Source organism: Sphingobium sp. FG58 (assembly GCF_057809055.1).
Map to the genome: position 1 here is coordinate 1 of NZ_JBMDJF010000026.1, position 23,524 is coordinate 23,524.

General features: G+C 60.0%; 17 protein-coding genes, 3 pseudogenes and 1 other annotated feature. Of the genes and pseudogenes, 6 read left to right on the top strand and 14 right to left on the bottom strand.

From position 1 onward, the window contains the following. Nucleotides 1-300 precede the first annotated feature (300 nt). Complete coding sequence (locus ACODR8_RS18445; protein WP_489008612.1) at nucleotides 301-705, top strand: nuclear transport factor 2 family protein; 405 nt, start codon at nucleotides 301-303, stop codon at nucleotides 703-705. A 137-nt stretch (nucleotides 706-842) separates the two neighbouring features. Here ACODR8_RS18445 and ACODR8_RS18450 read toward each other — a convergent pair whose 3' ends face one another. Further along, the gene (locus ACODR8_RS18450) at nucleotides 843-1,760 is read right to left on the bottom strand and encodes a TIGR03620 family F420-dependent LLM class oxidoreductase (RefSeq protein WP_489008613.1); all 918 of its coding nucleotides are present in this window, start codon (nucleotides 1,758-1,760) and stop codon (nucleotides 843-845) included. Nucleotides 1,761-2,249: 489 nt separating this feature from the next. Between ACODR8_RS18450 and istA the strand changes: the two are divergent. Continuing rightward, nucleotides 2,250-3,401 (top strand): annotated as a pseudogene (gene istA / locus ACODR8_RS18455) (IS21 family transposase); the annotation flags it as partial. 135 nt (nucleotides 3,402-3,536) lie between these two features. On the opposite strand, the pseudogene ACODR8_RS18460 reads toward istA, so the two are convergent. Further along, nucleotides 3,537-4,379: pseudogene (locus ACODR8_RS18460) on the bottom strand (SDR family oxidoreductase); the annotation flags it as partial. A gap of 38 nt (nucleotides 4,380-4,417) precedes the next feature. On the opposite strand from ACODR8_RS18460, the gene ACODR8_RS18465 reads away from it, so the two are divergent. Continuing rightward, nucleotides 4,418-4,882 (top strand): enoyl-CoA hydratase/isomerase family protein, encoded by a 465-nt coding sequence (locus ACODR8_RS18465; RefSeq protein WP_489008614.1) that lies wholly within the window; start codon nucleotides 4,418-4,420, stop codon nucleotides 4,880-4,882. 307 nt (nucleotides 4,883-5,189) lie between these two features. Here the strand turns inward: ACODR8_RS18465 and ACODR8_RS18470 are convergent, their stop codons facing one another. The 3 genes from ACODR8_RS18470 to cysD form a co-directional block, all read right to left on the bottom strand. Next, nucleotides 5,190-5,918, bottom strand: a complete 729-nt coding sequence (locus ACODR8_RS18470; protein WP_489008628.1) for a 3'(2'),5'-bisphosphate nucleotidase CysQ — start codon at nucleotides 5,916-5,918, stop codon at nucleotides 5,190-5,192. A 5-nt stretch (nucleotides 5,919-5,923) separates the two neighbouring features. After that, nucleotides 5,924-7,837: a sulfate adenylyltransferase subunit CysN gene (gene cysN, locus ACODR8_RS18475; RefSeq protein ID WP_489008615.1), complete on the bottom strand. Its 1,914-nt coding sequence runs from the start codon at nucleotides 7,835-7,837 to the stop codon at nucleotides 5,924-5,926. Between the two features lie 122 nt (nucleotides 7,838-7,959). Beyond that, a complete protein-coding gene (cysD, locus tag ACODR8_RS18480; protein ID WP_489008616.1) occupies nucleotides 7,960-8,880 on the bottom strand; it encodes a sulfate adenylyltransferase subunit CysD in 921 nt (306 codons plus the stop codon). An 80-nt stretch (nucleotides 8,881-8,960) separates the two neighbouring features. Between cysD and ACODR8_RS18485 the strand changes: the two genes are divergently transcribed. The 3 genes and pseudogenes from ACODR8_RS18485 (at nucleotide 8,961) to ACODR8_RS18495 (ending at nucleotide 11,169) form a co-directional block, all read left to right on the top strand. Then, entirely contained in the window at nucleotides 8,961-10,070 is a 1,110-nt protein-coding gene (locus tag ACODR8_RS18485; RefSeq protein WP_489008617.1) for a helix-turn-helix transcriptional regulator, read from the top strand. A gap of 57 nt (nucleotides 10,071-10,127) precedes the next feature. Then, nucleotides 10,128-10,687 (top strand): annotated as a pseudogene (locus ACODR8_RS18490) (transposase); the annotation flags it as partial. Further along, nucleotides 10,409-10,525: a sequence feature (AL1L pseudoknot), on the top strand. (Overlaps the previous pseudogene by 117 nt.) Nucleotides 10,688-10,734: 47 nt before the next feature. Further along, a complete protein-coding gene (locus ACODR8_RS18495; RefSeq protein ID WP_489008618.1) occupies nucleotides 10,735-11,169 on the top strand; it encodes a helix-turn-helix domain-containing protein in 435 nt (144 codons plus the stop codon). Here ACODR8_RS18495 and ACODR8_RS18500 read toward each other — a convergent pair. The 9 genes from ACODR8_RS18500 to ACODR8_RS18540 form a co-directional block, all read right to left on the bottom strand. Continuing rightward, nucleotides 11,150-12,346, bottom strand: coding sequence for an IS256 family transposase (locus ACODR8_RS18500; RefSeq protein WP_489008619.1), 1,197 nt, complete (start codon nucleotides 12,344-12,346; stop codon nucleotides 11,150-11,152). The genes ACODR8_RS18495 and ACODR8_RS18500 overlap by 20 nt on opposite strands. 425 nt (nucleotides 12,347-12,771) lie before the next feature. After that, nucleotides 12,772-13,761, bottom strand: coding sequence for a HupE/UreJ family protein (locus ACODR8_RS18505; RefSeq protein WP_489008620.1), 990 nt, complete (start codon nucleotides 13,759-13,761; stop codon nucleotides 12,772-12,774). Continuing rightward, nucleotides 13,758-14,660 (bottom strand): peptidyl-prolyl cis-trans isomerase, encoded by a 903-nt coding sequence (locus tag ACODR8_RS18510; RefSeq protein ID WP_489008621.1) that lies wholly within the window; start codon nucleotides 14,658-14,660, stop codon nucleotides 13,758-13,760. The genes ACODR8_RS18505 and ACODR8_RS18510 overlap by 4 nt, the downstream gene beginning before the upstream one ends. A 54-nt stretch (nucleotides 14,661-14,714) precedes the next feature. Then, nucleotides 14,715-16,640, bottom strand: coding sequence for a DUF3604 domain-containing protein (locus ACODR8_RS18515; protein ID WP_489008622.1), 1,926 nt, complete (start codon nucleotides 16,638-16,640; stop codon nucleotides 14,715-14,717). A gap of 69 nt (nucleotides 16,641-16,709) precedes the next feature. Continuing rightward, nucleotides 16,710-17,957 carry an MFS transporter gene (locus ACODR8_RS18520; protein ID WP_489008623.1) on the bottom strand — a complete coding sequence of 416 codons (1,248 nt, stop codon included), beginning with the start codon at nucleotides 17,955-17,957 and terminating at the stop codon, nucleotides 16,710-16,712. Nucleotides 17,958-18,132: 175 nt separating this feature from the next. Further along, on the bottom strand, nucleotides 18,133-18,879 hold the full coding sequence (locus ACODR8_RS18525) for an NADPH-dependent F420 reductase (RefSeq protein WP_489008624.1): 747 nt from the start codon (nucleotides 18,877-18,879) through the stop codon (nucleotides 18,133-18,135). 188 nt (nucleotides 18,880-19,067) lie between these two features. Further along, nucleotides 19,068-21,287 carry a TonB-dependent receptor gene (locus ACODR8_RS18530; protein WP_489008625.1) on the bottom strand — a complete coding sequence of 740 codons (2,220 nt, stop codon included), beginning with the start codon at nucleotides 21,285-21,287 and terminating at the stop codon, nucleotides 19,068-19,070. A gap of 102 nt (nucleotides 21,288-21,389) precedes the next feature. Next, entirely contained in the window at nucleotides 21,390-21,902 is a 513-nt protein-coding gene (locus ACODR8_RS18535) for a nuclear transport factor 2 family protein (RefSeq protein WP_489008626.1), read from the bottom strand. A 414-nt stretch (nucleotides 21,903-22,316) separates the two neighbouring features. Then, nucleotides 22,317-23,390, bottom strand: coding sequence for an IS5 family transposase (locus ACODR8_RS18540; RefSeq protein WP_489008627.1), 1,074 nt, complete (start codon nucleotides 23,388-23,390; stop codon nucleotides 22,317-22,319). Nucleotides 23,391-23,524: the final 134 nt, after the last annotated feature.

A 23,524-nucleotide genomic window follows, 5' to 3' on the forward strand; every position in this document is an offset into this window, starting at 1 on the left:
CGCAAATGCATGGCTTCGCACGCGAGGCCGGTCGACCTGCCTCGCAGCGGACTACATTATACAAGCCTGTCATCGCCCCCAGTCTGGAGGCCGCCGAGTGACGTGCAGTTCAGGAGTGATCCGCCGAACCGCGGGCGACGGATATGATGTCCAAACTGGCTTCGATCGCTCGGAGACGAATATGGACATGTAACGCCTGAAAATGCCCATGACGCTCGCCGACAGCCCTGCGGGATGGACAGAATAAACCTGGAAGCAAGAATGGCGCAAACGTCGCCAATTAAAGGAAGGATAAGGACAATGTCAGTCGAAGATCAAAATCTGCAAATCGTAAAAGACGCCTATGCCGCCAGCGCGCGCGGAGAACCGCAAGGGTTCACGGCAAGCTTTACGGATGAAACGGAAATCCACGAGGCCCCTTCCCTGCCCTATGGCGGCATTCACAAGGGCGTCCAAAGCTTCCCGAGCCTGATCGGAAAGGTGCTAGAGCATTATTCCAGTCTCAAGTTCACCAAGCATAACATCATAGCCAGCGGCGACAACGTCATCTCCTGGGGCGTGCTTGATCTGGTCGGCAAGAAAACGGGAACGCCCGTCACCATACCTTTGGTCGAAATCTGGACGATCGTCGACGGAAAGACACAAAAGCTAGAAGTCGTATATGGCGACACCGCTGCGGCGCTGCGGGCTGCCGACCTCATATAATCGAGGCATCAGGTGCCGTTCGCTTGAACCCGCCGAGGTCCAGCGGGAGAGCCTGGACCGGCTGGGCGAGGTAGCGATGTATTCAACTGGCTCGATTGATCGGACCATTGTTGTACCATCGCTATCCCCGCCTTACGTCATGAGGCTGTCGGCGCAAGCATTTCTATGATGCGCATATCGGTGTGGTTGTCCGGACCCACCGGTTTGAAGCAGACATGGTCCGCGCCGGCATCGAAATGCTCCTGGATACGCTTGCGCAGGGCGCTTTCGTCGCCCCATGCGATAATGGAATCCATCAGATGGTCAGAGCCGCCATTCGCGAAATCGGCATCGCTGAAACCCATCGCGCGCCAGGAATTAAGATAATTGTCGAGGCCAAGATAGAGTTCGAGTTCCGCTCTGGCGATGTCGCGTGCCTTCGCCGGGTCGGTTTCGAGGATCAGCTTCTGTTCGACGCATAACAGCTTTCCCGGCCCCAAAATCTCACGGGCCTGAGCCGTATGTTGCGGTGTCACATTGAACGTATGCGCGCCGTCCGCCTGATCACGGGAGAGTTCGAGCATTTTGCCCCTGAGCGCTGCCAGCACGATAGGCGTCTTTTCGGCTGGAGACGTGGCATAGTAGGGCGCACCTGCGATGCCCTCAAGATAGCCACGCATCGCGGCCACAGGCTTGGTATAGTCATGACCGCGTATGCCCTCGACAACCTTGCGATGGGATACGCCCAGCCCCATGATGAATCGGCCGACGGACCATTCGTTCAAAGCACTGCCGGCCGCTGCGGAGGCGACGGGATCGCGCGAGTAGATCGACGATATGCCAGTCGCGACGATCATATTCTGCGTATTAGCAAGCAGCAGCGCGGAGGCTATGAATGAGTCGCGCCCGAACCCATCCGGCATCCATATCGCGGAATAGCCAAGTGTTTCCGCACGGCGTACAAAGTTCACGATACGCGGTGCGGTAGCGCGCCCTAATCCTGCTGAATCGTCATTTTCAAAATGACCGATCGGACCATCGAGCGCTACCCATATACCTAATTTGCCAAGTTTCATTCCCTGCTCCCTTACCTTCGATGACTTGCCTAAATTCCATATGGCTCACCGCGATATGATCGCGATGCCGCCGCCGGGCGCCACATGAAACCCCTGTGCGCGTATTTAGCTATCGCAAACTCTCACGTTCAGGGTCATCAGATTTTGCAGACAACACCCCCCGAAGAGTGAACTTGAATGTCGCAGCAAGCAGGTGATAATCGCTGGCCGGGCGCATGCACATATGGACGGCCAGGCCGCGTGCCATGACCAACAAAGTTTCCGCGCGTTCATCGATTTCCTGCCTCGTAAGACCGCGCAATAGGGGTTCGATATGCTGATTCCGAGGCAAGCCGCCCCCTGTGGATGGTGTCGAACTCGCGTCTGCCGGCGGGGTTAAGTTCGCTCCTTTGTCTGAAGGAGAGAGCGATGTCGGCGGAAAGGGTGAGTATGCGGCGTGTCCGCGAGATGATGAGATACCGATCCGAGCAGGGGCTGGGGTACTAGGCGATATCGTTGCGTGTGGGCGTGGTGCCGTCGACGGTGCGCGAGACGCTGAAGCGGGCGGCGGCGGGGCTGAGCTGGCCCCTGGGCGACGATGTCAGCGACGCCGGTCTGGAGGCGGCCCTCTACCGCGAGGCGGGCAACAAGACCGGCCATCGCCGCTGCCCTGAGCCGGACTGGGCGCAGGTCCACCGCGAGTTGAAGCGCAAGCACGTGACGCTGTAGATCCTGTGGGACGGATATATCGCCGTTCATCCGGGCGGCTATCGCTACAGCCGGTTCTGCGACCTGTATCGCGGCTGGGCGATGAAGCTGCCGGTGACGATGCGGCAGAACCACGCACCCGGTGACAAGCTGTTTGTCGATTATGCCGGGGACAAGGTGGCGGTGGTGGTCGACCGGCTGACCGGCGAGATCCGCGACGCGCACATCTTCGTGGCGGTGCTTGGCGCCTCCAGCCTCACTTACGCGGAAGGGAGCTGGACCGAGACGCTGCCGGACTGGTTGGCCGCCCACACCCGCGCGCTGGCGATGTTCGGAGGCGCGCCAGCGCTGTTCGTGCCCGACAATGCCAAGGTCGCGGTGATCAAGGCGTGCCTGTACGATCCTCAGGTCAACCGCAGCTACGCCGAGATGGCGGCGCATTACGACAGCACCGTGCTGCCGACGCGACCACGCCGCCCGCGCGACAAGGCGAAGGTCGAAGCGGCGGTGCTGATCGTCGAGCGCTGGTTGTTCGGACGCCTGCGGCGCCGGACCTTCTTCGGCTTGGCCGAGCTCAATGCCGCCATCGCTGAGCTGCTTGCCGAGCTGAACGACCGGCGAGTGCTGCGCCGGGTCGGGCGGACGCGCCGCCAGCTGTTCGAGGAAATCGACCGCCCGGCGCTCAAGCCGCTGCCGGCCGAACGCTATGTCTATGCCGAGTGGCGGCGTCGTCGCGCCGGGCTTGACTACCACGTCGAGATCGAGCGGCATTACTACTTGGTGCCGTATCGCTTCGCGCGCGAGCCCATCGAGGCGCGGATCACGGCCGCGACCATAGAATTGTTCCATAAGGGCGAGCGGATCGCGGCACACATGCGTGGCTCGGGCAATGGTCGGCACACCACGATCCCGGAACACATGCCATCGTCGCATCGCCGGTTCGCCGACTGGACAGGCGGCTACAACTGGTACGGGAATAGCCAGATACGTTTCCACCATCGTGCGCACCGGCGCGAGTCGGTCGAGGAAATCCTGCGATCGTGCCTCCGGCGTCATCTCCAGCGAACGGCCAAACCCCTTGACGTCGCCCCCGGCCGAGAAGTTCTTGCCTTTGGCCGTCAGCAGCAGGCAGCGAATGCAAGGATCTTCGCACACCTGCCGAAGCGCGGCGATCAATAGCGGCGTCGATGACGGAGGAATTGCGTTTCCAAATTCCGGCCGGTCGAAGGTCAGGGTGAACACCCCTTCCTCCAACGTCGTCAGAAATGCCGGTGCTTCGCTGCCCATGCCGCCAATGCCTCTTTTAGAACGGGTCCCAGGTGAAAGCCTGGGAAGAGATGTGGTTTTCGGTGAAGGAGGGACGGAAGGCTGGGAGGGCTGTTTCGACCACGGTTCGGGGGGACCATCCTTCTGCGGTCTGGGTGGGCGGATCGGGCGGTTCTGGCTGAAGAGGATGAGTTCGTTCATGCGCGCGCCGAAGATCTGACCCGACACGTCGGCGGCCTCGTCATACATGAGGCCGACGGCCAGCGGGTCGATCTTCTCGGGCGTCATGCGCTTGGCGACTTCCAGGCGGCGCTGGTTCTCCGGCGTGTTGGCCGGGATCGTGCCGACCATGCGGGTGAAGGCGAAGGGTGCGATGCAGTTGGAGCGTACGTTGAAACGCTTCATGTCGATCGCGATCGACTTGGACAGGCCCGCTACGCCGAGCTTCGCCGCCGAATAGTTCGCCTGGCCCATATTGCCGATCAGCCCGCTGGTCGAACTCATGTGCACAAAGCAGCCGCTCTCCTGATCCTTGAAGTGCGGCGCGGCCGCACGCGACATGTAGAACACGCCGCCCAGGTTGACCGCCCGGACCAGCTCATAATCTTCCTTGGTCATCTTGTGGAAGATGATGTCGCGCAGAATGCCCGCATTGTTCACCACCACATCGATCCGGCCAAAGGCGTCCAGCGCATCGTGGTGGCGTGGCTGGTGGCGGGCTGCTCTGGCCGCTGGGTGCCGATTTCGTTTATGCAGACGATACGCTCTCGCTCATGTTCGCGCACCAGCGTTTCGGCCTCAGCGCCGACTGCGGCGTCAACTATCTGTTGCCGCGCGTCGTCGGTGAGCGAAAGGCGCGCGAACTGGTGCTAAGCGGCGCCTTCATTGACGTGGCGGAGGGCGAAAAGCTTGGAATCGTTTCGCGGGTAATCTCGGCAGAAACCCTGGAGGAGGAGGCGCTCAAGCTGGCGCGGCGGCTGGCGCGCGGGCCGCAACTGGCGATGCGTACGGCCAAGCGCCTGCTCAAAGCGTCGATGAACGTGCCGATGGGCGAACTGCTCGACATGGAGCGCCAGGGTGTGGCCGATTGCGTTGCCGACCCCGATTTCGAGGAAGGCGTTCGCGCGTTTCTCGACAAGCGCAAGCCGGAATATCCCTCTACCCGATAAGGTCAGACGCCGGCGTATGGCACATTCTGCATGATTCTGGCGTGACGGGTGCCTTTCTGTCCTTGGGCGTTGTGCACGGACGCCTAATGTCACTCTTGCGGTATGGCGGGCCGTCGGGCGATCGCTGTGCAGGAAAGGTGACATGACTAACCGAACCGTAATGTCGGATTGTCGACCGGGCGCATACGCAGCCTCGCTGCGGGAACCGGCCCCCGGCTGGCTTCCCCGATGATGGTGCTGGCAAATCGAAGGCCGGAAGTTGATCATGCCCAGACACAAAGCCGATGAACGTCACAACCGGCCGACTCTAGGCTAATAGGCCCAATATCGTTTGCGCATGTTCTTTTCTACATATGAGAAGGTCTGGCATATAGACATTCTCCTGATTATAGACGAGCGGGCTGCCGTCGATACGGGAGGCGTGGAGGCCGTGAGCGAGTGCCACCGCTACCGGCGCCATGCTGTCCCATTCATATTGTCCGCCGGAGTGGAGGTAGATGTCGGCCTCGCCCAGAATGACCGCCATCGCCTTGGCCCCGGCCGATCCCATCGGCACGAGTTCCGCACCTATCTGTTCGGCAATACGCACCGCCTCCTGTGCGGGCCGTGTCCGTGACACCAGCATCCGCAGCTTTTCTGGCGTGGCGGGGAGGGGGCGGAGCTGATCCGATCGCATGACGGTGCCCCCTGCCAGACCCGGCAGCGCCACAGCGCCGATGACCGGCTCGCCGTCGATCGCAAGGCCGACATGCACGGCCCAGTCGGAGCGGCTCTCCCCATATTCGCGCGTACCATCGACGGGATCGACGATCCAGACGCGCGACTGGGTCAAGCGGTCGGCATTGTCCTTCTCCTCCTCGGACAACAGCCCGTCGTTGGGCCGCGCTTCGCGCAGCGCGTGACACAGGAACTGGTTGGCGGTCTGGTCGCCCGCCTTGCCCATCGCCTTGGGCGAAAATATGCCGCTCGCCCGCACGTCCAGCAGGATGCGCCCGGCGGTTTCCGCCAGATGCGCGGCCAGTTCGCCATCGGTCATCACCGTCATGGGATGAGCCTCGCGACGATCGCGTCGGCCGCCTCGTCGGCCGTCATGTCCGCCGTGTCGATGCGGATTTCCGGGTCTTGGGGCGCTTCATAGGGACTGTCGATCCCGGTGAAATTCTTGAGCGTGCCCGACCGCGCCTGCTTGTACAGGCCCTTGACGTCGCGCGCTTCGGCATCGGCGAGCGGGGTGTCGATATGCACCTCGATAAACTCGCCCGGCTGCATCATCGATCGCACCATATCGCGTTCCGAGCGGAAGGGCGAAATGAAGGCGGTGATGACGATGAGGCCCGCATCGGTCATCAGCTTGGCGACTTCGCCCACGCGGCGGATATTTTCCACCCGGTCGGCATCGGTAAAGCCCAGATCCTTGTTCAGGCCATGGCGGACATTGTCGCCGTCGAGCAGGAAGGTGTGACGGTTCATCCGCGCCAGCTTCTTTTCGACCAGGTTGGCGATGGTCGATTTGCCTGCGCCCGACAGCCCGGTGAACCACAGCACGGCTGGCTTCTGGTTCTTAAGACCCGCATGGAAATCGCGGCTGACGTCGGTGGCCTGCCAATGGACATTCTGCGCCCGGCGGAGCGAGAAGTGCAGCATACCCGCCGCGACCGTGGCGTTGCTGATCTTGTCGATCAGGATGAAGCCGCCCAGCGTCCGGTTCTGGTCATAGGCCTCGAACACGATCTGCTTGTCGGTGGACAGGTTGGCGACGCCGATGGCGTTCAGATCCAGCGTCTTGGCCGCCAGATGTTCCATCGTGTTGACGTTGACCTGATATTTAGGCTGCTGGACGGTCGCGGTGACCGTCTGGGTGCCGACCTTGAGCCAGTAGGAGCGGCCGGGCAGCATTTCTTCATCCGCCATCCACACGATGGTCGCTTCGAACTGGTCGGCGGCCTGCGGCGGATTGTCGGAGAGCGCGATGACGTCGCCGCGCGAACAGTCGATTTCATCGGCAAAGCATAATGTCACCGATTGTCCGGCGACCGCCTCATCGAGATCACCGCCCAGCGTGACGATGCGGCTGATCGTGCTGGTCTTGCCCGAAGGCAGGACGCGCACGGCATCACCCGGTCGAACCGTGCCGGTCGCGATCAGGCCGGAAAAGCCGCGGAAATCGAGGTTGGGGCGGTTGACCCACTGCACCGGCATGCGGAACGGCTTTTCGGCGTCGGAGGCACTGTTGACCTCGACCGTCTCAAGATGCTCCATCAGCGAAGGCCCCTTGTACCAGGGGGTATTGTCGCTGGGGCGAGTGATATTATCACCCCGGAAGCCGGAAATCGGGATCGGCACGAAATGATCGATGCCGATCGAGCGGGCGAACTCGGTATAATCCTTGAGGATGCCGTCATAGACCGCCTGGTTATAATCGACCAGATCCATCTTGTTGATGGCGAGTACGATATTCTTGATGCCGATCAGATGCGCCAGATAGGAGTGGCGACGTGTCTGGACCAGTACGCCCTTGCGCGCATCGACCAGAATTACCGCAAGGTCGGCGGTCGAGGCGCCTGTGACCATGTTGCGGGTATATTGTTCGTGACCCGGCGTGTCGGCGACAATGAACTTGCGCTTTTCGGTGCCGAAGAAGCGATAGGCGACGTCGATGGTGATGCCTTGTTCGCGCTCTGCGGCAAGGCCGTCGACGAGGAGCGCGAAATCAATCTCCTGCCCCTGGGTGCCGACGCGCTTGCTGTCCGCCTCCAGCGCGGCAAGCTGATCCTCGAAGATCATCTTGCTGTCATAGAGCAGGCGACCGATCAGCGTCGACTTGCCGTCATCCACCGACCCGCAGGTGATGAAGCGCAGCATGGTCTTGTGCTGATGGACTTCCAGATATTTGTCGATGTCCTCCGCGATAAGGGCGTCGGTCTTGTAGATGGGGTCTGTGAGGGTGTCGGTCATGTCGCTACCTCGTCATCCCAGTGAAGGCTGGGATCTCATTGATTTTGTGGAGAGTCAGGCGGCCTGGCCCCCCAGCCTGCATCGGGGTTGACGCTTCGGAACGCTGCGCATTCCGTGGCGCATCAAAAATACCCTTCCTGCTTCTTCTTCTCCATGCCCGCGCCGCCCGCGTCCTTGTCGATCGCACGGCCCTGCCGTTCCGACGTCGTCGTCAACAACGTTTCCTGGATCACTTGCGGCAGCGTCTTCGCCTCGCTTTCGACCGCCCCGGTCAGCGGGTAGCAGCCGAGCGTGCGGAAGCGGATCGAGCGTTCGACGGGCACTTCGCCGGGCTTGAGCGGAAAACGGTCATCATCGACCATCAGCAGCATGCCATCGCGCTCGACGGTTGGACGCTTGTCCGCGAAATAGAGCGGCACGATGGGTACGTTGTTGAGATGGATATATTGCCAGATATCCAACTCGGTCCAGTTGCTGATCGGAAAGACGCGGATCCCTTCGCCCTTGCTTTTCTTGGCGTTATAGAGATTCCACAGTTCCGGACGCTGATTTTTTGGATCCCAACCGTGCGACGCGGTGCGGAAGGAGAATATGCGCTCCTTGGCCCGGCTTTTTTCCTCGTCGCGCCGCGCGCCACCAAAGGCCACGTCGAAGCCATAAAGGTCGAGCGCCTGCTTCAGCCCTTCGGTCTTCCACATGTCAGTGTGCAGTGCGCCATGGTCGAACGGGTTGATGCCCCGGTCCTTTGCGTCCTGATTCTGGTAGACGAGCAGTTCCATGCCGCTCTCCTGCGCCATCCGGTCGCGCAGCTTGTACATCTCACGGAACTTCCACGTCGTATCGACATGCAGCAGCGGAAAGGGCGGCGGCGAGGGATAGAAGGCCTTGCGCGCCAGGTGCAGCATCACGGCGCTGTCTTTGCCCACGCTGTACATCATCACCGGCTTGTCAGCCTCCGCGACAACCTCGCGCATGATGTGAATACTCTCCGCCTCCAGACGCTCAAGATGCGTCAGTAACGGTCTCGTCAGTAGCTCAGGCATGATCCTCTCCCTTTGGGATTTAACGCATCAATTACTTCGCGCGCTTGACCACGAGCCCCCCATATGGGAGCAAAATAATAATGTCGATTTCCGTGACCTACCAGCGCGAGCTGGCGCTGCCGCTTATCGAAGGCATTCATGAGAGCCCGCCATGGGGCGGGCTGATGCGCGAACTTGTCGCCAGAACATATGCGCGCCGCGCCTATCTCGTCATCAATCTCGCCAATGCCGGGGCAGATCAGGAGCCGTCGATCGTCCAGGTGGCGGCGCCTCGTGCCGCGGCTGATCCGCCGCTCGAATATCGGCGAATCGTTTCTCTTCAGCTTCATTCCCAGGGTGCGATGCGACCGCTGCGCATATATTCACTCGACGAGATGCTTGACTATGGTCGCCCGGACCGACTCGCCAGCCAACGCCTAGCCCTTCAGGAAATGGGGATACACTATGCTCGCTTCCTTCGGGTCGTGGCGGGCGGTGCCGCAGATGCCCGGATGCTGCTCGTGCGCGAAAGGGAGGATTTCTCCGCAGCGGCAGTGGCGACCTTGTCGGCCATCGCGCCGCATCTCACCGCAGCGTTAAAGACGTTAGCCGCGCTGATAGAGCAGAGATTACAAGTGGCGCTTGCACAAGCCGCGCTCCAGCGGCTGGGCATCGGTCAGATGGCCTTTGATGCCACCGGGCGTGTCATGGCTGCCGATGCCCATGCAAATGCTCTCATGACATTCGCCCCGGAGCCAGCGCCCGTCGCCGGGCGTCGGCTGCAACTCACACCCGCCATATCGCAAGCACTGGAAATCGCCTGCGCGGCAATCGCATCTGGCGGGGTTGCCAGCGTGCCGCTGCCATTGGACACGCATGGCGAATTGTGGCTTTTGCTTCGCAAATCCGACTTGCCTCTCGAGGAGCCCTGTGCGTTGCCAGCCGTTGTTGGCGTCCTTCGGACATATAAGCGCGAGGATGCGGCGAAAGCGCGCCATGCCATTGCGATGATATATAATCTGTCTACGAATGAAGCATCGCTTGCGCATCAGCTTTCACTGGGCAAGACAATTATCGAAGCCGGCCAAAATCTGCGCCTCACGCCGGAAACGTCTCGCAGTTACTCAAAGCGAATCTATGCAAAGACCGGGGTGTCTAGCCAGGCAGATCTCGTCCGATTGATCCTCACGGGGCTGGCGCCGTTGGCTTGACCAGTGAACCGCACCGGGATTGTCGGAGGCTCCAACTCTTGAGTAGATGGAGCCGTTATGAGCAAAACAACGAACAAGTTTTCGCCCGAGGTTCGCGCCCGTGCAGTGCGGATGATATTGGACCACCAGGCGGATTATCCGTCGCGCTGGTCAGCTGTGGTGTCGGTTGCCGATAAGATCGGCTGTACCCCGCAGACCCTTCACGAGTGGGTGAAGCGGGCCGAGGTCGATAGCGGCAAGCGTGCTGGCGTTCCCACCGACACTGCGGACAAGATCAAGGCGTTGGAACGTGAGGTTCGTGAGCTGCGTCAGGCCAACGAGATTCTGCGCAAGGCATCAGCATATTTTGCGCAGGCGGAGCTCGACCGCCCGTTCAAGCGATGATCGCGTTCATCGACGATCAGCGCGCCGTTCATGGGGTCGAGCCGATCTGCAATGTCTTGCCGATCGCCCCTTCCACATATCATAAGCACGTCGCGCAGCGACAGGATCCATCGCGCCTGTCGGCGCGGGCAAAGCGTGACCTCGCCTTCAAGCCAGAGATCGCCAGGGTGTTTGCCGAGAACTTCGCTGTTTACGGCGTCCGCAAAGTGTGGCGGCAGATGACACGAGAGGGCTTGCCCGACGATGCGGTGATGGGGACCATGTGCGTCGTCTATTGGCGTTGGCACTGATCCTGGACGGCGGAAGCCGTAGCGAGGCAGCGAAGGTTGCCGGGGTGACGCTGCAAATCGTGCGTGACTGGGTTCTGCGGTTCAATGAGTGCGGCCCTGATGGCCTGGCAACGCGCAAGGCCCTCGGGCGGGCGTCGATCTTGAACGACGAGCAGCGCGCCAAGCTTGCCGAAATCGTTGAGACCGGGCCTATCCCGGCGGCGCATGGTGTCGTGCGCTGGCGACTGTGCGACCTGGCGCAGTGGATCCGGGACGAGTTCGAATTATCGGTCACGCGTCACACGCTTGGGAGAGAGCTTCGCGCTCTGGGGTATCGCAAGCTCACCGCGCGACCCCGTCACCGTGGCCAGAAGCCCGATGACATGGGACTGTCAGGATTTCCGTGTGTGACCGGGCGGTTGATCATCAGGCCGCCATGGCCTTGATGAAACGTTCGCCGAAGATGACGGCGAATTGTGCCTTTGCCATCGTCCATTCACGAGGCGGCATCTTCCACTCTTTCTCCGACCTGTTCAAGATCAGATAGAGCAGCTTGGTTGCGGCATCGTCACTGGGGAAATGCCCCCTTGCTCTGACAGCTCTGCGCAGCTTCGAGTTCAAAGCCTCGATGGCGTTTGTCGTATATATGATCCTGCGGACGTCGTCAGGAAACGCGAAGAACGGAATGACCTCAGCCCAGGCGCGACGCCAGCTCTGGCCAATAGCCGGGTAACGCTGGCCCCAAGGACCGGCCTCGAATTCGGTGAGTGCCACCTGTGCAGCATCAGCGCTGGGCGCGCGGTAAATCTCCTTGAGCGCCGTTGCCAGGCCTTTACGGTCCTTCCAGGATACCAAGTCCATGGAATTGCGGAGTAAATGGACGATGCATGTTTGAACGACGGCCTCGGGAAACACGGCTGTGATCGCATCTGGAAAGCCTTTGAGGCCATCGACGACGGCGAGTAGGATATCCTCTGTGCCACGGTTGCGCAGTTCGTTCATGACCCGCAGCCAGAACTTGGCACCCTCGTTTTGCTCAAGCCACAGCCCGAGCACTTCCTTGGCGCCATCGGCGCGGACGCCAAGGGCGATATGGATCGCTTTATTGCGGACCATGCCTTCGTCTCGGATTTTTACCCGGATCGCATCGAGCGGGCGTTGCTGCCAGACGGCGACTTCATCGAGCACCGCGTCCGTCACCGTGCTGATGAGATCGGGCGACACATCGATGCCGTACAGATCCTGCAGATGCCCGGTAATCTCCCGGGTGCTCATGCCCCGCGCATACATCGACACAATCTTCTCATCGAAGCCCGGAAAGCGGCGCTGATACTTGGCTATCAGCTGCGGGTCGAAGCTGGACTGGCGGTCGCGCGGGACATCAATCTCCAGCTTGCCGGTCTCGGTCATTACGGTCTTCCGGCCATAGCCGTTGCGCGTGTTGCCGGCGCCTTCGCCTGTCGCAAGATGGTGATCCATCTCCGCGTTTAACGCGCGCTCCGTGAGCGCCTTCTTCAGCGAATCCAGCAAGCCGCCTTGTTCAAATGCGGCACTGGCAGCGCCTCCGGCCAAAAGCTGGTCGAGAAGCGCACTGGGAATAACGGGTTCTTTGCGTCGTGACATAGTGGGACGCCTTGTTGCCCATTATGCCCGGTCACACACGGAAATCCTGACAGTCCCCGATGACATTGCTGTTTTTAAAAAGAGTTCGCTGCCCGTTTGGCGCAAATCGAACGACGCCTCCCAAAAGGCACGCCCCTATGGCCTGTTTATCGGGCATTCGATGCAGACCGGATGGCCGTGCGAGGCCCCGGTTTTCCCAAGTGTCTCCCACAACGCAACCGCCTCGCGCTTGAACTCCGCCGTAAAATAACGCTTCCCAACCTTCGCCATCATTCACCTCCTGGCTCCGCAGAGCCTATCATCGGTGTCCACGCAACTGGGGGAAGATCAATGCGTCCATTTATCCGCGCGGCTTGCTCCTGGAAATATTCAGGCTGCGCTGCGTTCAATGCCGCGCAAGTGGCCGTGTCTCGCACACCCCCCAATCAGCCGAACAGGGCGATCGTGCGCTCGACCAGCCAGTAGGAGGCGAGCGTTCCGACGATCGACGCACTGGCATGGCGTGCGATTACCGGGGCATCGGCCCGCAGTCGCATATGCGCCCAGGCTTTACGCAGAATGATGTAAAGCAAGATCGCGCCTGGGACGAAGATCAGTTGCCCGATCTCAACGCCGAGGTTGAAGAATAGCAGCCCGGTGACAAGTTCGGTCTGCGGTAGGCCGATCTGGCCCAGCACGGCGGCAAAGCCGAAGCCATGGAGCACGCCGAAGCTGCTCGACACGGCAGCAGGATAACGCCAGCTCAGCGTGTCGCGCGGTCCCTTGTAGATCTCCACCGCCAGAAAAACTATGCTCAGGGCGATAGCCGCTTCCACCGGCGGCACCGCCACCTGGACCCATCCCAACGCCGACAGGGCGAGCGTGACCGAATGGGCCAGGGTGAAGCCGGTGATCGTCAGCAGGATGCGCCGCAGGCCGCCGGCCAGCCAAAGCAGGCAGACCAGGAACAGCAGATGGTCAAAGCCCGTCAGAATATGTTCGATACCCAAGCGCAGATATTGTCCGGCAACGCCCGCCCTGCTCTCCGGCTGCGGCAGCGTAACCCTGGTTTCGCCCGGCTTGAGCACCAGGGAGCGGGATTCACCCGACGCCCAGATGATCCGCACGAGGCCCGGCACTGAGGGTGCCGAGCCGGGATAAATCAGCCGCAATTCGCCGGCCAGCCCCTGGAGGCATCGGTAAAGATTGGTTGCGCCATCGTCGCCCGGACCTGCGATGCGCTTGCAGTGCCTGTTGATCCGTACGCTCGGTGCCAAGTGCTCGGGAAAGGACGGCGGCAGCCTGATATCCACGGAATAGAGCGCGCTGCCTGTCTGTCGCACGTTGATCAGCATCGGGAAAGCGTCGTGGGCGCTGGCCGGTGCCATCCCGGCCAGCAGGCAAGCCAGCGCGAGGAGCAGGCGCACCGCGTTCATTTGCCCATCCGCCTTTGCACGTCGCTATCGACGTAGACATGGAACTGGGCGATCAGGGCGCGCGCGAAGGTTTCGCGGCGGGCGGCCTTGGCGTCTTTTGCAGCATCTTCCGCGACCATGGCCCGCGCCTGCGCCAAGGACAGCGGACGCCCGGCATCCTTGCGGACGATCCGCACGAGATGAAAGCCGTATTTCGACCGCAGTGGCCCCTGCCAGCGTCCATCCAGCGTTGCCATCCCGAACAAGCGTTCGGCAAAGTCCTGCCCGAAATGGCTCTCGATGATATCGAGGGTCCGCTGGATATAATCCGCAAGGTAGAGGAAACGGTCGCCCGGTTGGTTGCGGGTCCGGTCGCCGCCCGCATTCAAAGCAGCCAGGGCATTGGCCGCCAGCTTCTGCGCACCGTCCCATCCATGCGCATCGGCGCTGAAGAAGATATGGGAAAAACTGATCGACGGCGCATCGACATAGCGTTCGCGGTGGGCGTCGTAATACCGCTTCAGCATGTCCTCGTCCGGAGGAACGGACTGCGCCTGGTCGCCCTCGGCCAGATATTCCAGCGACTGAACCAGCCGCCGCCGCATGACATAGTCATTCCTGTCCAGGCCGAGCCGCAGTCCTTCGCGATACATGGCCTCTTCGCGCACCATGTCGTTGACCATGGCGATGACCTCCGGCGGCGACATCTGGTCGAGCAGTTTCTCGGCACCCGGCCCATTGAACGAGCGCGCGCGCATTTGCATGAACTGCAGGAGGCTATCGCGATCGACCGCGATTACCCGCGAGGCAGCGACATCGCCGCCCGGACTGACCAGCGCATGCAGGCCGAACAGCGAAAGGCCAGCGAGCAGGAACCAGACAAGCGGTTCCCTCCGCCAGCGCGCGATCATATCAGTCATGTCAGTGTGCGCCTATTCCAGCCTGCAAGGCCCGCGTGCCGCGCGCAGATGCGTTCAAGGATTATACCAGATGGGCGAGCTGAAGGCGCGGTCCTGCACGATCATTGGAATATTGGCGGGCATCTTCACCTTAAAGAACTTCGCATCATAGGCGGTCCAGCGCGGTTTTGGAATTTCTAGCACCCGCACATAATAGAAGGCGCGCTGGTCGGGATCGAAATCGGGATCGGTCCATATCGTCGCCAGTTCGGGCGCGCCGATGCTGTTGGTGTAAGAGGCATCGGCCAGATTTACCGTGCTGCCGACGGCCGACAGCTTTCCGGTTTTCGGATCGACCTTGCGGCCGCCCGACACGGCGACATCATAGATTTTCTCGTGCGTCCCGCCCTTCGCGTCGACCCAGCCCTTGATCACCTGGGCCCGGTCGAGATTGGCATCGTCAGGGTCCTTGGCGGCGACGATCATGAAGCTCGGCGCCTTGGCTCCGGCATGGCGCATCAGGTCGCCGCCCATCGGCACACCCTTTTTATAGCCGATATTGACATAGTCGGGCCGCATCACATCGGCCGTCCCGAAATTCCACCCGCCAAAGACGCGCAACTGAATGCGCGAACCGGTGGTCGCATAGACTTCCCGGCGCCGGATCGCGTCGAAAATCGACGCGCGTGTATTCTCCTTCGCCCACACCGCCGCAAGCCCCGAGGCACCGATCTGCCAGTTCCACTGCGTCTGCTTGACCTGAGCTAGAGGCAGAGCGTAACGGCCGGCGGAGGGTTCGGAATGGGGCATTTTGCCGAAGAAATTATCCTCGGCCATCGTCGAAAGACCATTATGGGAATCGGTGCTGCCGATCATGCCGAACTTGAACGGATTGGCACCCAGCTTCTGTTCCAGTTGCAACCCGTCCTTCAGCGCCTTGCGGGCATATTCCGTTTGCAGCATCGCCGGTGTCTTGCGCACAGCCCCTTGCACGTTGGTCGTATCCCAAAGCTCGAAACCGGCGAATTCGTCGGTCGGCGACAAGGTCGGATGCGTTTCGCTGGTGCCCTTGGTCTGGGTGACCTCATAGACCGGCTCCCAACGCATCCGTTCGCGCGCGTAGGAGGCCGTGAACGGCTGGCCCGAAAAGGTCTGCGGCAAGAACATGCGCCCGTTGCTGAGATTGCCATTATGGGGAATGGCGAGAACCTGACCGCCGGTTTTCAGCTCATAGCCCTTGAGATAGGCCCATAATTTTTCCGGATCAGTACTGTCCAGCGCCGAAAAGGGCACAACCTGCAAAACCTTATCCGCACCGTCGCGGAAAATGACGTTGCGGTGCAGATTGTCGCCCGATGGCGTTGAACTCCATTCATAGCCGATCAGGGCCGTGAAATGACCCGGATCGTTGAACCGGTCGGCAGTCCTGACGACATCCTGCCATATCGACTTCACCAGTTCGGGAGGCTCGGGCGAGCTTGCTCCGCCCGCCCGGAGAATATCGAAAAATTCGTACATCGCCTTATTTACATCGCCGGCTTTCAGCAAATCACTCCAGCGTTTGCCCTGTTCCCAAACGCCTTCCGTACTACCGCCCTTGGCCAGCCGCGGGAAAACGCCGATATATTCCGCATGATCGGCGACTACCAGGAAATCGAGCGGACGACGCAGCTTTGCGCTAAGGCCGCTCGTGGCAGTCACTTCCTCGCCCCTGGCCAGCCTATAGGCTTCGTCCGGGCTGACCGTAAGGTTGCCGAAGCCGAAAGCATCGGCGGAATAATTGGTGTGAAGGTGGGTGTCGCCCCAATAGAGATTGGTGCTTTCGTTGGCAAAGCGCACTGGTGGCGAATAGGCTAGGGCGGCGGGGCCGGCCGGGGGAGCCGCTGCCGCTTCTGTAGATTCGGCCAGCAAAGCCTTTCCACCGGCAAGCAGCAGCCCGCCCGACACGACCGCCAAAGTCGCCCATTTGCCACGCCTTAGAATCATGTCGAGCGTCGCCATCAGTTTTTATCCTCTCCGGTCATACCATGGCTGTCACGAATTGGGCCTGCCTGTTCTGAAAAGCAGTGATCAAACGACCCGCTCCAGAGGCTTCTGCCTGCTTATAGCGGAGATCATCATGACGGAGCACAGGCAGGCGACACCGAGGATGCCCGCAGTCGCCAGGAAGGGCAACCTGTACCCCCCGGTATAATCGAACAGGAAGCCGATCAGCGGCGCGAAACTGAAAATGAAGGGCAGAGTGATTGCATAGCTGATCCCAATCGCCCGGCTGATGCTCGCAGGTCCCACCAGCTTGCTGAGAGCAGCGCCATGCAGCGTCATTACCGGGACGACGCAGATTCCAATCAGCGCCGCAAGCGCGAACAATGGAAAGCCTGCGACATGCGGCAGTCCCCACCACAGCAGCGCCTGGCTTAAAGTTGTGAGCGCGAGTGCAGCAGGAGGCCCGATGCGGTCCGCTATCCATCCAAAGAGCAAGGTGCCAATAATTCCTGCACAGGCATAGACGGAAAGCAGACCCGATGCCACCTGCAGGGTCAGATCCTGCCCCATGCCGAAGGGTACGATATGGACCATGAACGCCGTGCCCGACCCCGAAATCACGCCGATCACGATCGACAGCAACCAGAAGGGCGGGCTGGTAAGGATTTCACTCGTCGACAGGGGGCGATCCTTGACAGCCTCCGGGGCGGCTGTGTCACCTGGATCCATATTGGACCCGAGAGGGACCTCGCCAATCCGTTCTGGGCTTTCCACGATCAGCAACAAGGCGGGAATCAATAGCAGGAAGATTGCTGCGATCCCGCCGAGAACCGCAGACCGCCCATATACCGGCAGAAGTTCGCCGACGATGAAAGGCGTCAAAAACAGTGCGATCGGCAGGTTCACGATGCTCAGAATCTTGCCCTGGCCTGAGGCGAACCATCGACTGACCAGTGTCAGCGGACCCAGTACCGCCAACAGGCTTACACCCATGCCAATCAGGGCGAACATCACCAGGGCGAGGCCAAAAGACGGAACAAGGGCAAAGCCCAGATAGCCAAGCGCGCTGAGCGCTGCGCCGCCGATCATCGCGCTGCGCACCGGGACCTTTTGCAGCAGCCCTCCCAAAGAGGGAGACAGGCCGCCGATTGCCAGCATGATCAGGCTCATGCCCGTTGCCGCTACAGCCCGCGTCACACCGAAATGCGCCTCGGTGCTGGCGAGCAATGGCCCGAACGATCCGAAGGCGAAGCCAGCAGCGAGGGTTTGCGCGAGAAAGCATGGCAGGACCACCCTCCATCCCGAGAATGAACGAACGGCTCGTGCGCGCATCGGAGTCCTCTCTATGTCGGCAGCTACGCAAAGTTTAAAAGGCTTACGTTGCAGCTCTCGGGATAGCTTTACCAAAAGATCAATGCTCGCCCGACGGCGAAGCGATAGAGGGGCCGCCGCCCTGAGACCGCCAACCCGGCAACTCGTGCCTCACATAGCATGGCGGCCACGACGTCTACATGAAGACCAGGCGGTTCAGAGCGACGAGAAGGTCAGTATCGGGATTGCTCTTCCCATCGCCAAAGCGGTCCTGCGCCACTGCGGCGACCAATTCGCGACGGATGGGAAGACGTGCTTTCTCGGCTGTAGGCAGGGCCTTCGCCATCTCGTCCATTTTGAGATCGGTGCAATAGACTGGCGATCCGGGCTGTTGACGCCAGGAGTCTGCGATCGTCCCCGCGTCGTACGGGTCGAAACCGGTTTCATCGACCAGCCGCATCGTCACGTCCCGATCGACCGTCCGGTCGGCGGCGACGGGAATGGCGATGCGATCGGGACTGCCGGGTGCCTTGCCATAGACTGCGAAGGAGCGGGCACCAATCGCGTTCCATGCCTTGGCGATCGGCCGGCCCAGTTGTTCGACCACCCAAAGGCTTTCGACCTGCCCCGCTTCGACCGCGTCAATCGCGCTATCCCGTGACGGGTAATAGTTGGAGGTGTCGATCACGACTACGTCTTCAGGCACCCCGGCGAGAACAGGCCTGACCGTCGACAGGCGCTGGAACGGGATCGAGAGGATGATGACGTCCACGTCCTTCACCGCCTCTTGCGCCGTCGTTGCGCGGGCACCGGAGGCAAGCATCTGCCTGTCGATCGTTTCTGGACCACGCGAGTTCGCGACCTTGATCCCATGACCGGCTTTGGTGAGTTCGCGGACGAGCGTCTTGCCGATATTGCCTGTGCCCAGAATTGCTAGCTTCATGATCTAGTTTCCTATCGCTTGAATATTTGACTTTGCTGTCGCGCGGTCAGCGCATCAGGCGTGGATCGTTGTCACATTGTACAGGCGCGCCAAGATGGTCCGATCGACGCATTAGCATTCATCCTCATCCCCTGTGGATACCGAAAGCCGTAGGTATCCACAGGATTTTGGCGATGCTTATTCTGGTATTAGAACGAATACTCCATGCGCAGGCCATATGTGCGCGGCAGGCCGGCATTATAGGATGTGCCAAAATTCACGAGCGTTTGCCGGCGTGTCACATATTTCTTGTCGAACAGATTGTTCACATAGAAGCCTATACGCAGGTCCGTGCCCGGAGGGCTCACATAACCCGATGCATTCGCGAGGAACAGAGAGTCGCTTCGATCGTACCTCAGATTACCGCCGGCACCTGGTTGGAAGTTGATCGAGGAGCGGTATGTCGCGAGACTTGAGAGCGATGCAGACCAGGATCCGACAGCGAATTCATAATTGGCGCTAAACGATCCTGACCATGTCGGAGCCTGCGGGGGCGCCGTGCCGGTGAGATTTGTCACGGTGGGATCACAAGCGACCATTGTCGGAATCACATTGGGGTTATAGCATGCTAGCCCTATGACGCCATCGAACGGCTTGTACCGCGGATGCTGCCAAGAGCCGGTGATCCCGAAGTTCAGGCCATCCATCGGAAGAATCTGCGCCTCAACCTCGACACCATAGTTTTCCAGCTGTGCATTCGAGGTGGCGCTACCGCCCGTAGTGATGTCACGGATCGTCTGTGCCTGCAGGCCCTTGTTCTTGAAATAGAAGGCAGCTGCGTTCAAGTTAAACCGGTTGTCCAGCATCGATTGCTTGATGCCGATCTCATGGCTGGAGATCTTTTCAGGCTGCACAACTGCAGGCGGCGAAATCTGCGAATCTGGGAAGCCGCCCGCCTTGAAGCCGCGAGTGAAGCTGTAGTAGATGTTGGTCGGCCCATTGTCCCAGGCCAACACGAAACGCGGCGTAAACGCACGCTGGCTCGTACGCAGTTTCACACCCCAGGGGAAACCGAACGCTGCTCCCTCCATGCCCCGCTCGTCATAGGTATAGCGCCCACCAACTGTCACCTTGAGTTCGTCGGTAACTTTATAATAGCCCTCCAGGAAGGCAGCGTAAGAATTTGTGCTCCCAACGTTCAGGAAGCCATTCGATGTACTGTCGTCACGGACGTCGCCGCTCAGAAAAGCTGCCCTGAAATGACGCTTGTCGTACAGATAGCTCACGCCAAACAGATATTCAAACCGACCGCCCAGCTTCGAGGCCACCTGTAGGTCCTGCGAGAATGTTTTGCCGCCGACATCCGCTCCGACATATTCGAACAGGAACAGTGGCGTGTTATCAGAATCGCCGGAGTTGTGGCGTGTCTTTTGACGGCGGTATGTCGTCATGCTCGACAACTGGAAGCTGCCGAGGTCGAATTCCATCTTGAGGTTGGCGCCGTAAAATATTGTGTGGGCAGGCGGCGCAAAGGATTGGTTTTCCTGCTCGTAGAAACCGAGTGAGGGGCTGATGAGGCCGGGCGGCGCGAGAACGCAGCCCAGGCAAGTATCGTCGTTGCGCCCCAAAGTGCCCGTCCGCGTCACGGTATTGGTGAGGTCATAATATTGACCTCCCAGCACGATGTCGGCAGATCCTGGAGACCAGCGTAGCTTCGCCCTTACGTTATAGTTTTTTTCCCAGCCGCTTTTGCCGCCCGTGGTCAGGTTGCGGATGAAACCACCATTATGTTTGTAGCCGCCGGTAGCGCGCAAGGCGAGATCCTCGCCCAGCGGCGCGTTGATCATGGCGTTCAACTGCTGATGATCGATGTTGCCGACCTCGCCGCGCACCCGCCCCTCGAACTTGTCCGTGGGATCGGCGCTGTTGATGATGATCACGCCGCCGGATGCATTGCGACCGTACAGCGTGCCCTGCGGACCGCGAAGTACCTGGATACTGCTGATGTCGAAATTATCGAGAAGTTCGTTCGCGGTGATGGTGTTCGTCAGATACGCGCCATCTTCATAAATCGCGACCGGACTTTCCAGGCCCGCCGCCGTGAAAGCCACGCCCAGTCCACGAATATTGGGCGAAAAGAAGCCGGCACTGACGGTGAAATTCGCGCCCGGCGTCACTGCCGCGATATCGGAGACCTTGTTCAGGCCAAGCTTCTGGACGGTGTCGGCCGTTACCGCAGTCACCGCAATCGGCGTGTCCTGCAATCTTTCTGATTTGCGCTGTGCGGTGACGATGATATCGGCCGCGCCGCTGCTGGGCGCATTTTCGGTCGCTGATCCGGCAACCGGCGTGCCTACCTGAGCCTGCGCGTAGCTCGTCGAAGCGAGCAGCCCTCCAAGCGCCATTGCAATCGGTCCAACTTTCTTCATGACATTCCTCCCTTTATTTCTTGTCTTAATTAATCTTAAAATTGGCATGGTGGCCTGCTGCGACCAGCAATGAGACATCGCCTCAGTCAAAACCGCGCTTACTCAGCGCGCGCGTACCAGCGCTCTGGTCAACTTCATCGTCTTGATAAGCCAATTATCACCCTTTTTCTCGTAGGTTTCGTGATAATGGCCCATACCGTTCATATACCTCATCGGTTGACCCTCCGAGAAGTACACTTCGTCCTCGAAAGGCCATATGGCCTTCGCGGTCAATTCGGTCAGGATTTCGATAGTAGGATTGAAGAGCTTGTGCACAAGAAGGTTCTGTTCTGCCATTCCCCTCGCGACTTCTGCGATGTTCTTCGCCCCTATGACGGGCCAAGCAATTCCATTTTCGACAGACTTGAGAAGTTCAAGGCTGAATTCACTGCCTGTACGAACCCACTCGCCAGTCTTGGGGTGGCGGGCAGTCATAGCGTCGGTTTCATCGAACACGGCATCATCGGTGAACAGTGAGCCAAAGCCATCCCAGTCCTTGGTGTCGACGCAATAGGCGTATCTGGCCTTGCATTGCCTGACACCTTCAATGGCCAGCAGGCGCTCCAGCGTGTCCATTCAGCTCTCTCCTCGTAGACCGTCGAACTCTGCCATCCGTTTTGACGGGCGAGATTTTTGGGCGAATGAGCCGCTATTCAGTGAGGCGAACTAACGCATCACCATAAACGCGGAGATGACCTCCGCCTGGCGTAACAGCCACGCTCACTCCCCGTCCATTGGCTCACTTCACCGGCGGCTCTATTGCGATTCATCTTCCACGTGACTGCTCAATCTGTCAATAGAACGTACGTCCTTTTTTTCTGAGGCAGCAAAATTTGTCGCTTGATAACGCGATGGGCACCCGCAAAACTGTCACTTCGATGCTTCCGTTGCGGTGATGGCGGCATGACCGGGGCACGGGGCGCTTTGGCGGGCGGCTTTTCGGTCGCCGGATGGGTGATTTCATGACCTTTCCCGGGTTTCAGGGCAGACTCATGCTGTGGCGGCGCGTCGTTCGTGGAAGATCAGGCGATCGAAGTTATAGGCCAGATTAGTCAGGGTGAGTTTCGCCTCGGCGCGTTTGATGCCGATTGTGCGGATGAACAGCCCGAACCGGTTTTTCTGATGCGCGAACACATGCTCGATCCTGGCACGGATCGCAGATTTTGTAGCATTGGCGCGAGCGGTCGCCCTGGGCATCGGCTTGCCTTTGGGTTTTCGCCGGTGAATGCGACTGGTCAGCATACGATCGGCCAGCCATACCTCGTTCGTCCTGGAGCGGTATGCTGTGTCGGCCCAGACCTCGCTGCTGCTATTTTCTGCGATCACATGGCGCAACATGCGTCCATCGGCGTGGGCCGCCGAGGTGACCTCACCTGCGCGAATGAACCCGTAACGGCGGTCTATGCTGATATGGCTTTTATACCCAAACACCGGCAAGGCGATCATCGGCAGCGGCTTGCCATTCTTGTAGCGCACTTTCCCGCCGATCTTGAGCGTCCAGCGCGCATCTGTGTTCTTCTGTGCCGCCTTTGCCGGGTCATCAGGCCAGATATCCTGCGCCGACTTTCCATCCTTGATGGCTTGCCGCTCATCATCGGTGTTGCGTTGCTTGGGCGCGGGCACCAGGCTGGCATCGATGATCTGCCCCGACATGGGGATGTAGCCCTTTTTGTGCAGTTGCCAGTCAAAAGCCTTCATCACCCGCTTAAGTGTCGCGGTCTCCGTCATCCGGTTGCGGAAATGACGGATGGTGTTCTCGTCAGGGGTGCGATCGCCGAGCGCAAAACCCAGAAACCGCATCCCGCTCAGCCGATCCCGGATCATATACTCCATCCGCGCATCGGAAAGATTATGCTGAGCTTGCAAAATCAGTATCTTGAACATGGCGACAGGGTCAAACGGCGGACGGCCGCCCTTGCTTCCATCGCCATAACCCAGCCCCTCGACCAACCAGGCCCGGACATACTCAAAGTCCACGGTCCGTTCCAGAACCTCAAGCGGATCGCCATGCCGGCTGAGCATCTCAAGATGGTCGTTCAGGCTGAAAAGAGACTTGGGGTCCATGGCAGATCGCCTCCAATGGCTACCCGCTCAATGAATCATCAATGCGCCGAATCCGCCAGAGTTTTTGCGGGTGTCCAGCTAGCATTACAGTTGCATAATTGATCGAACTCTGAATCAATAGGTCTCCATGGTAA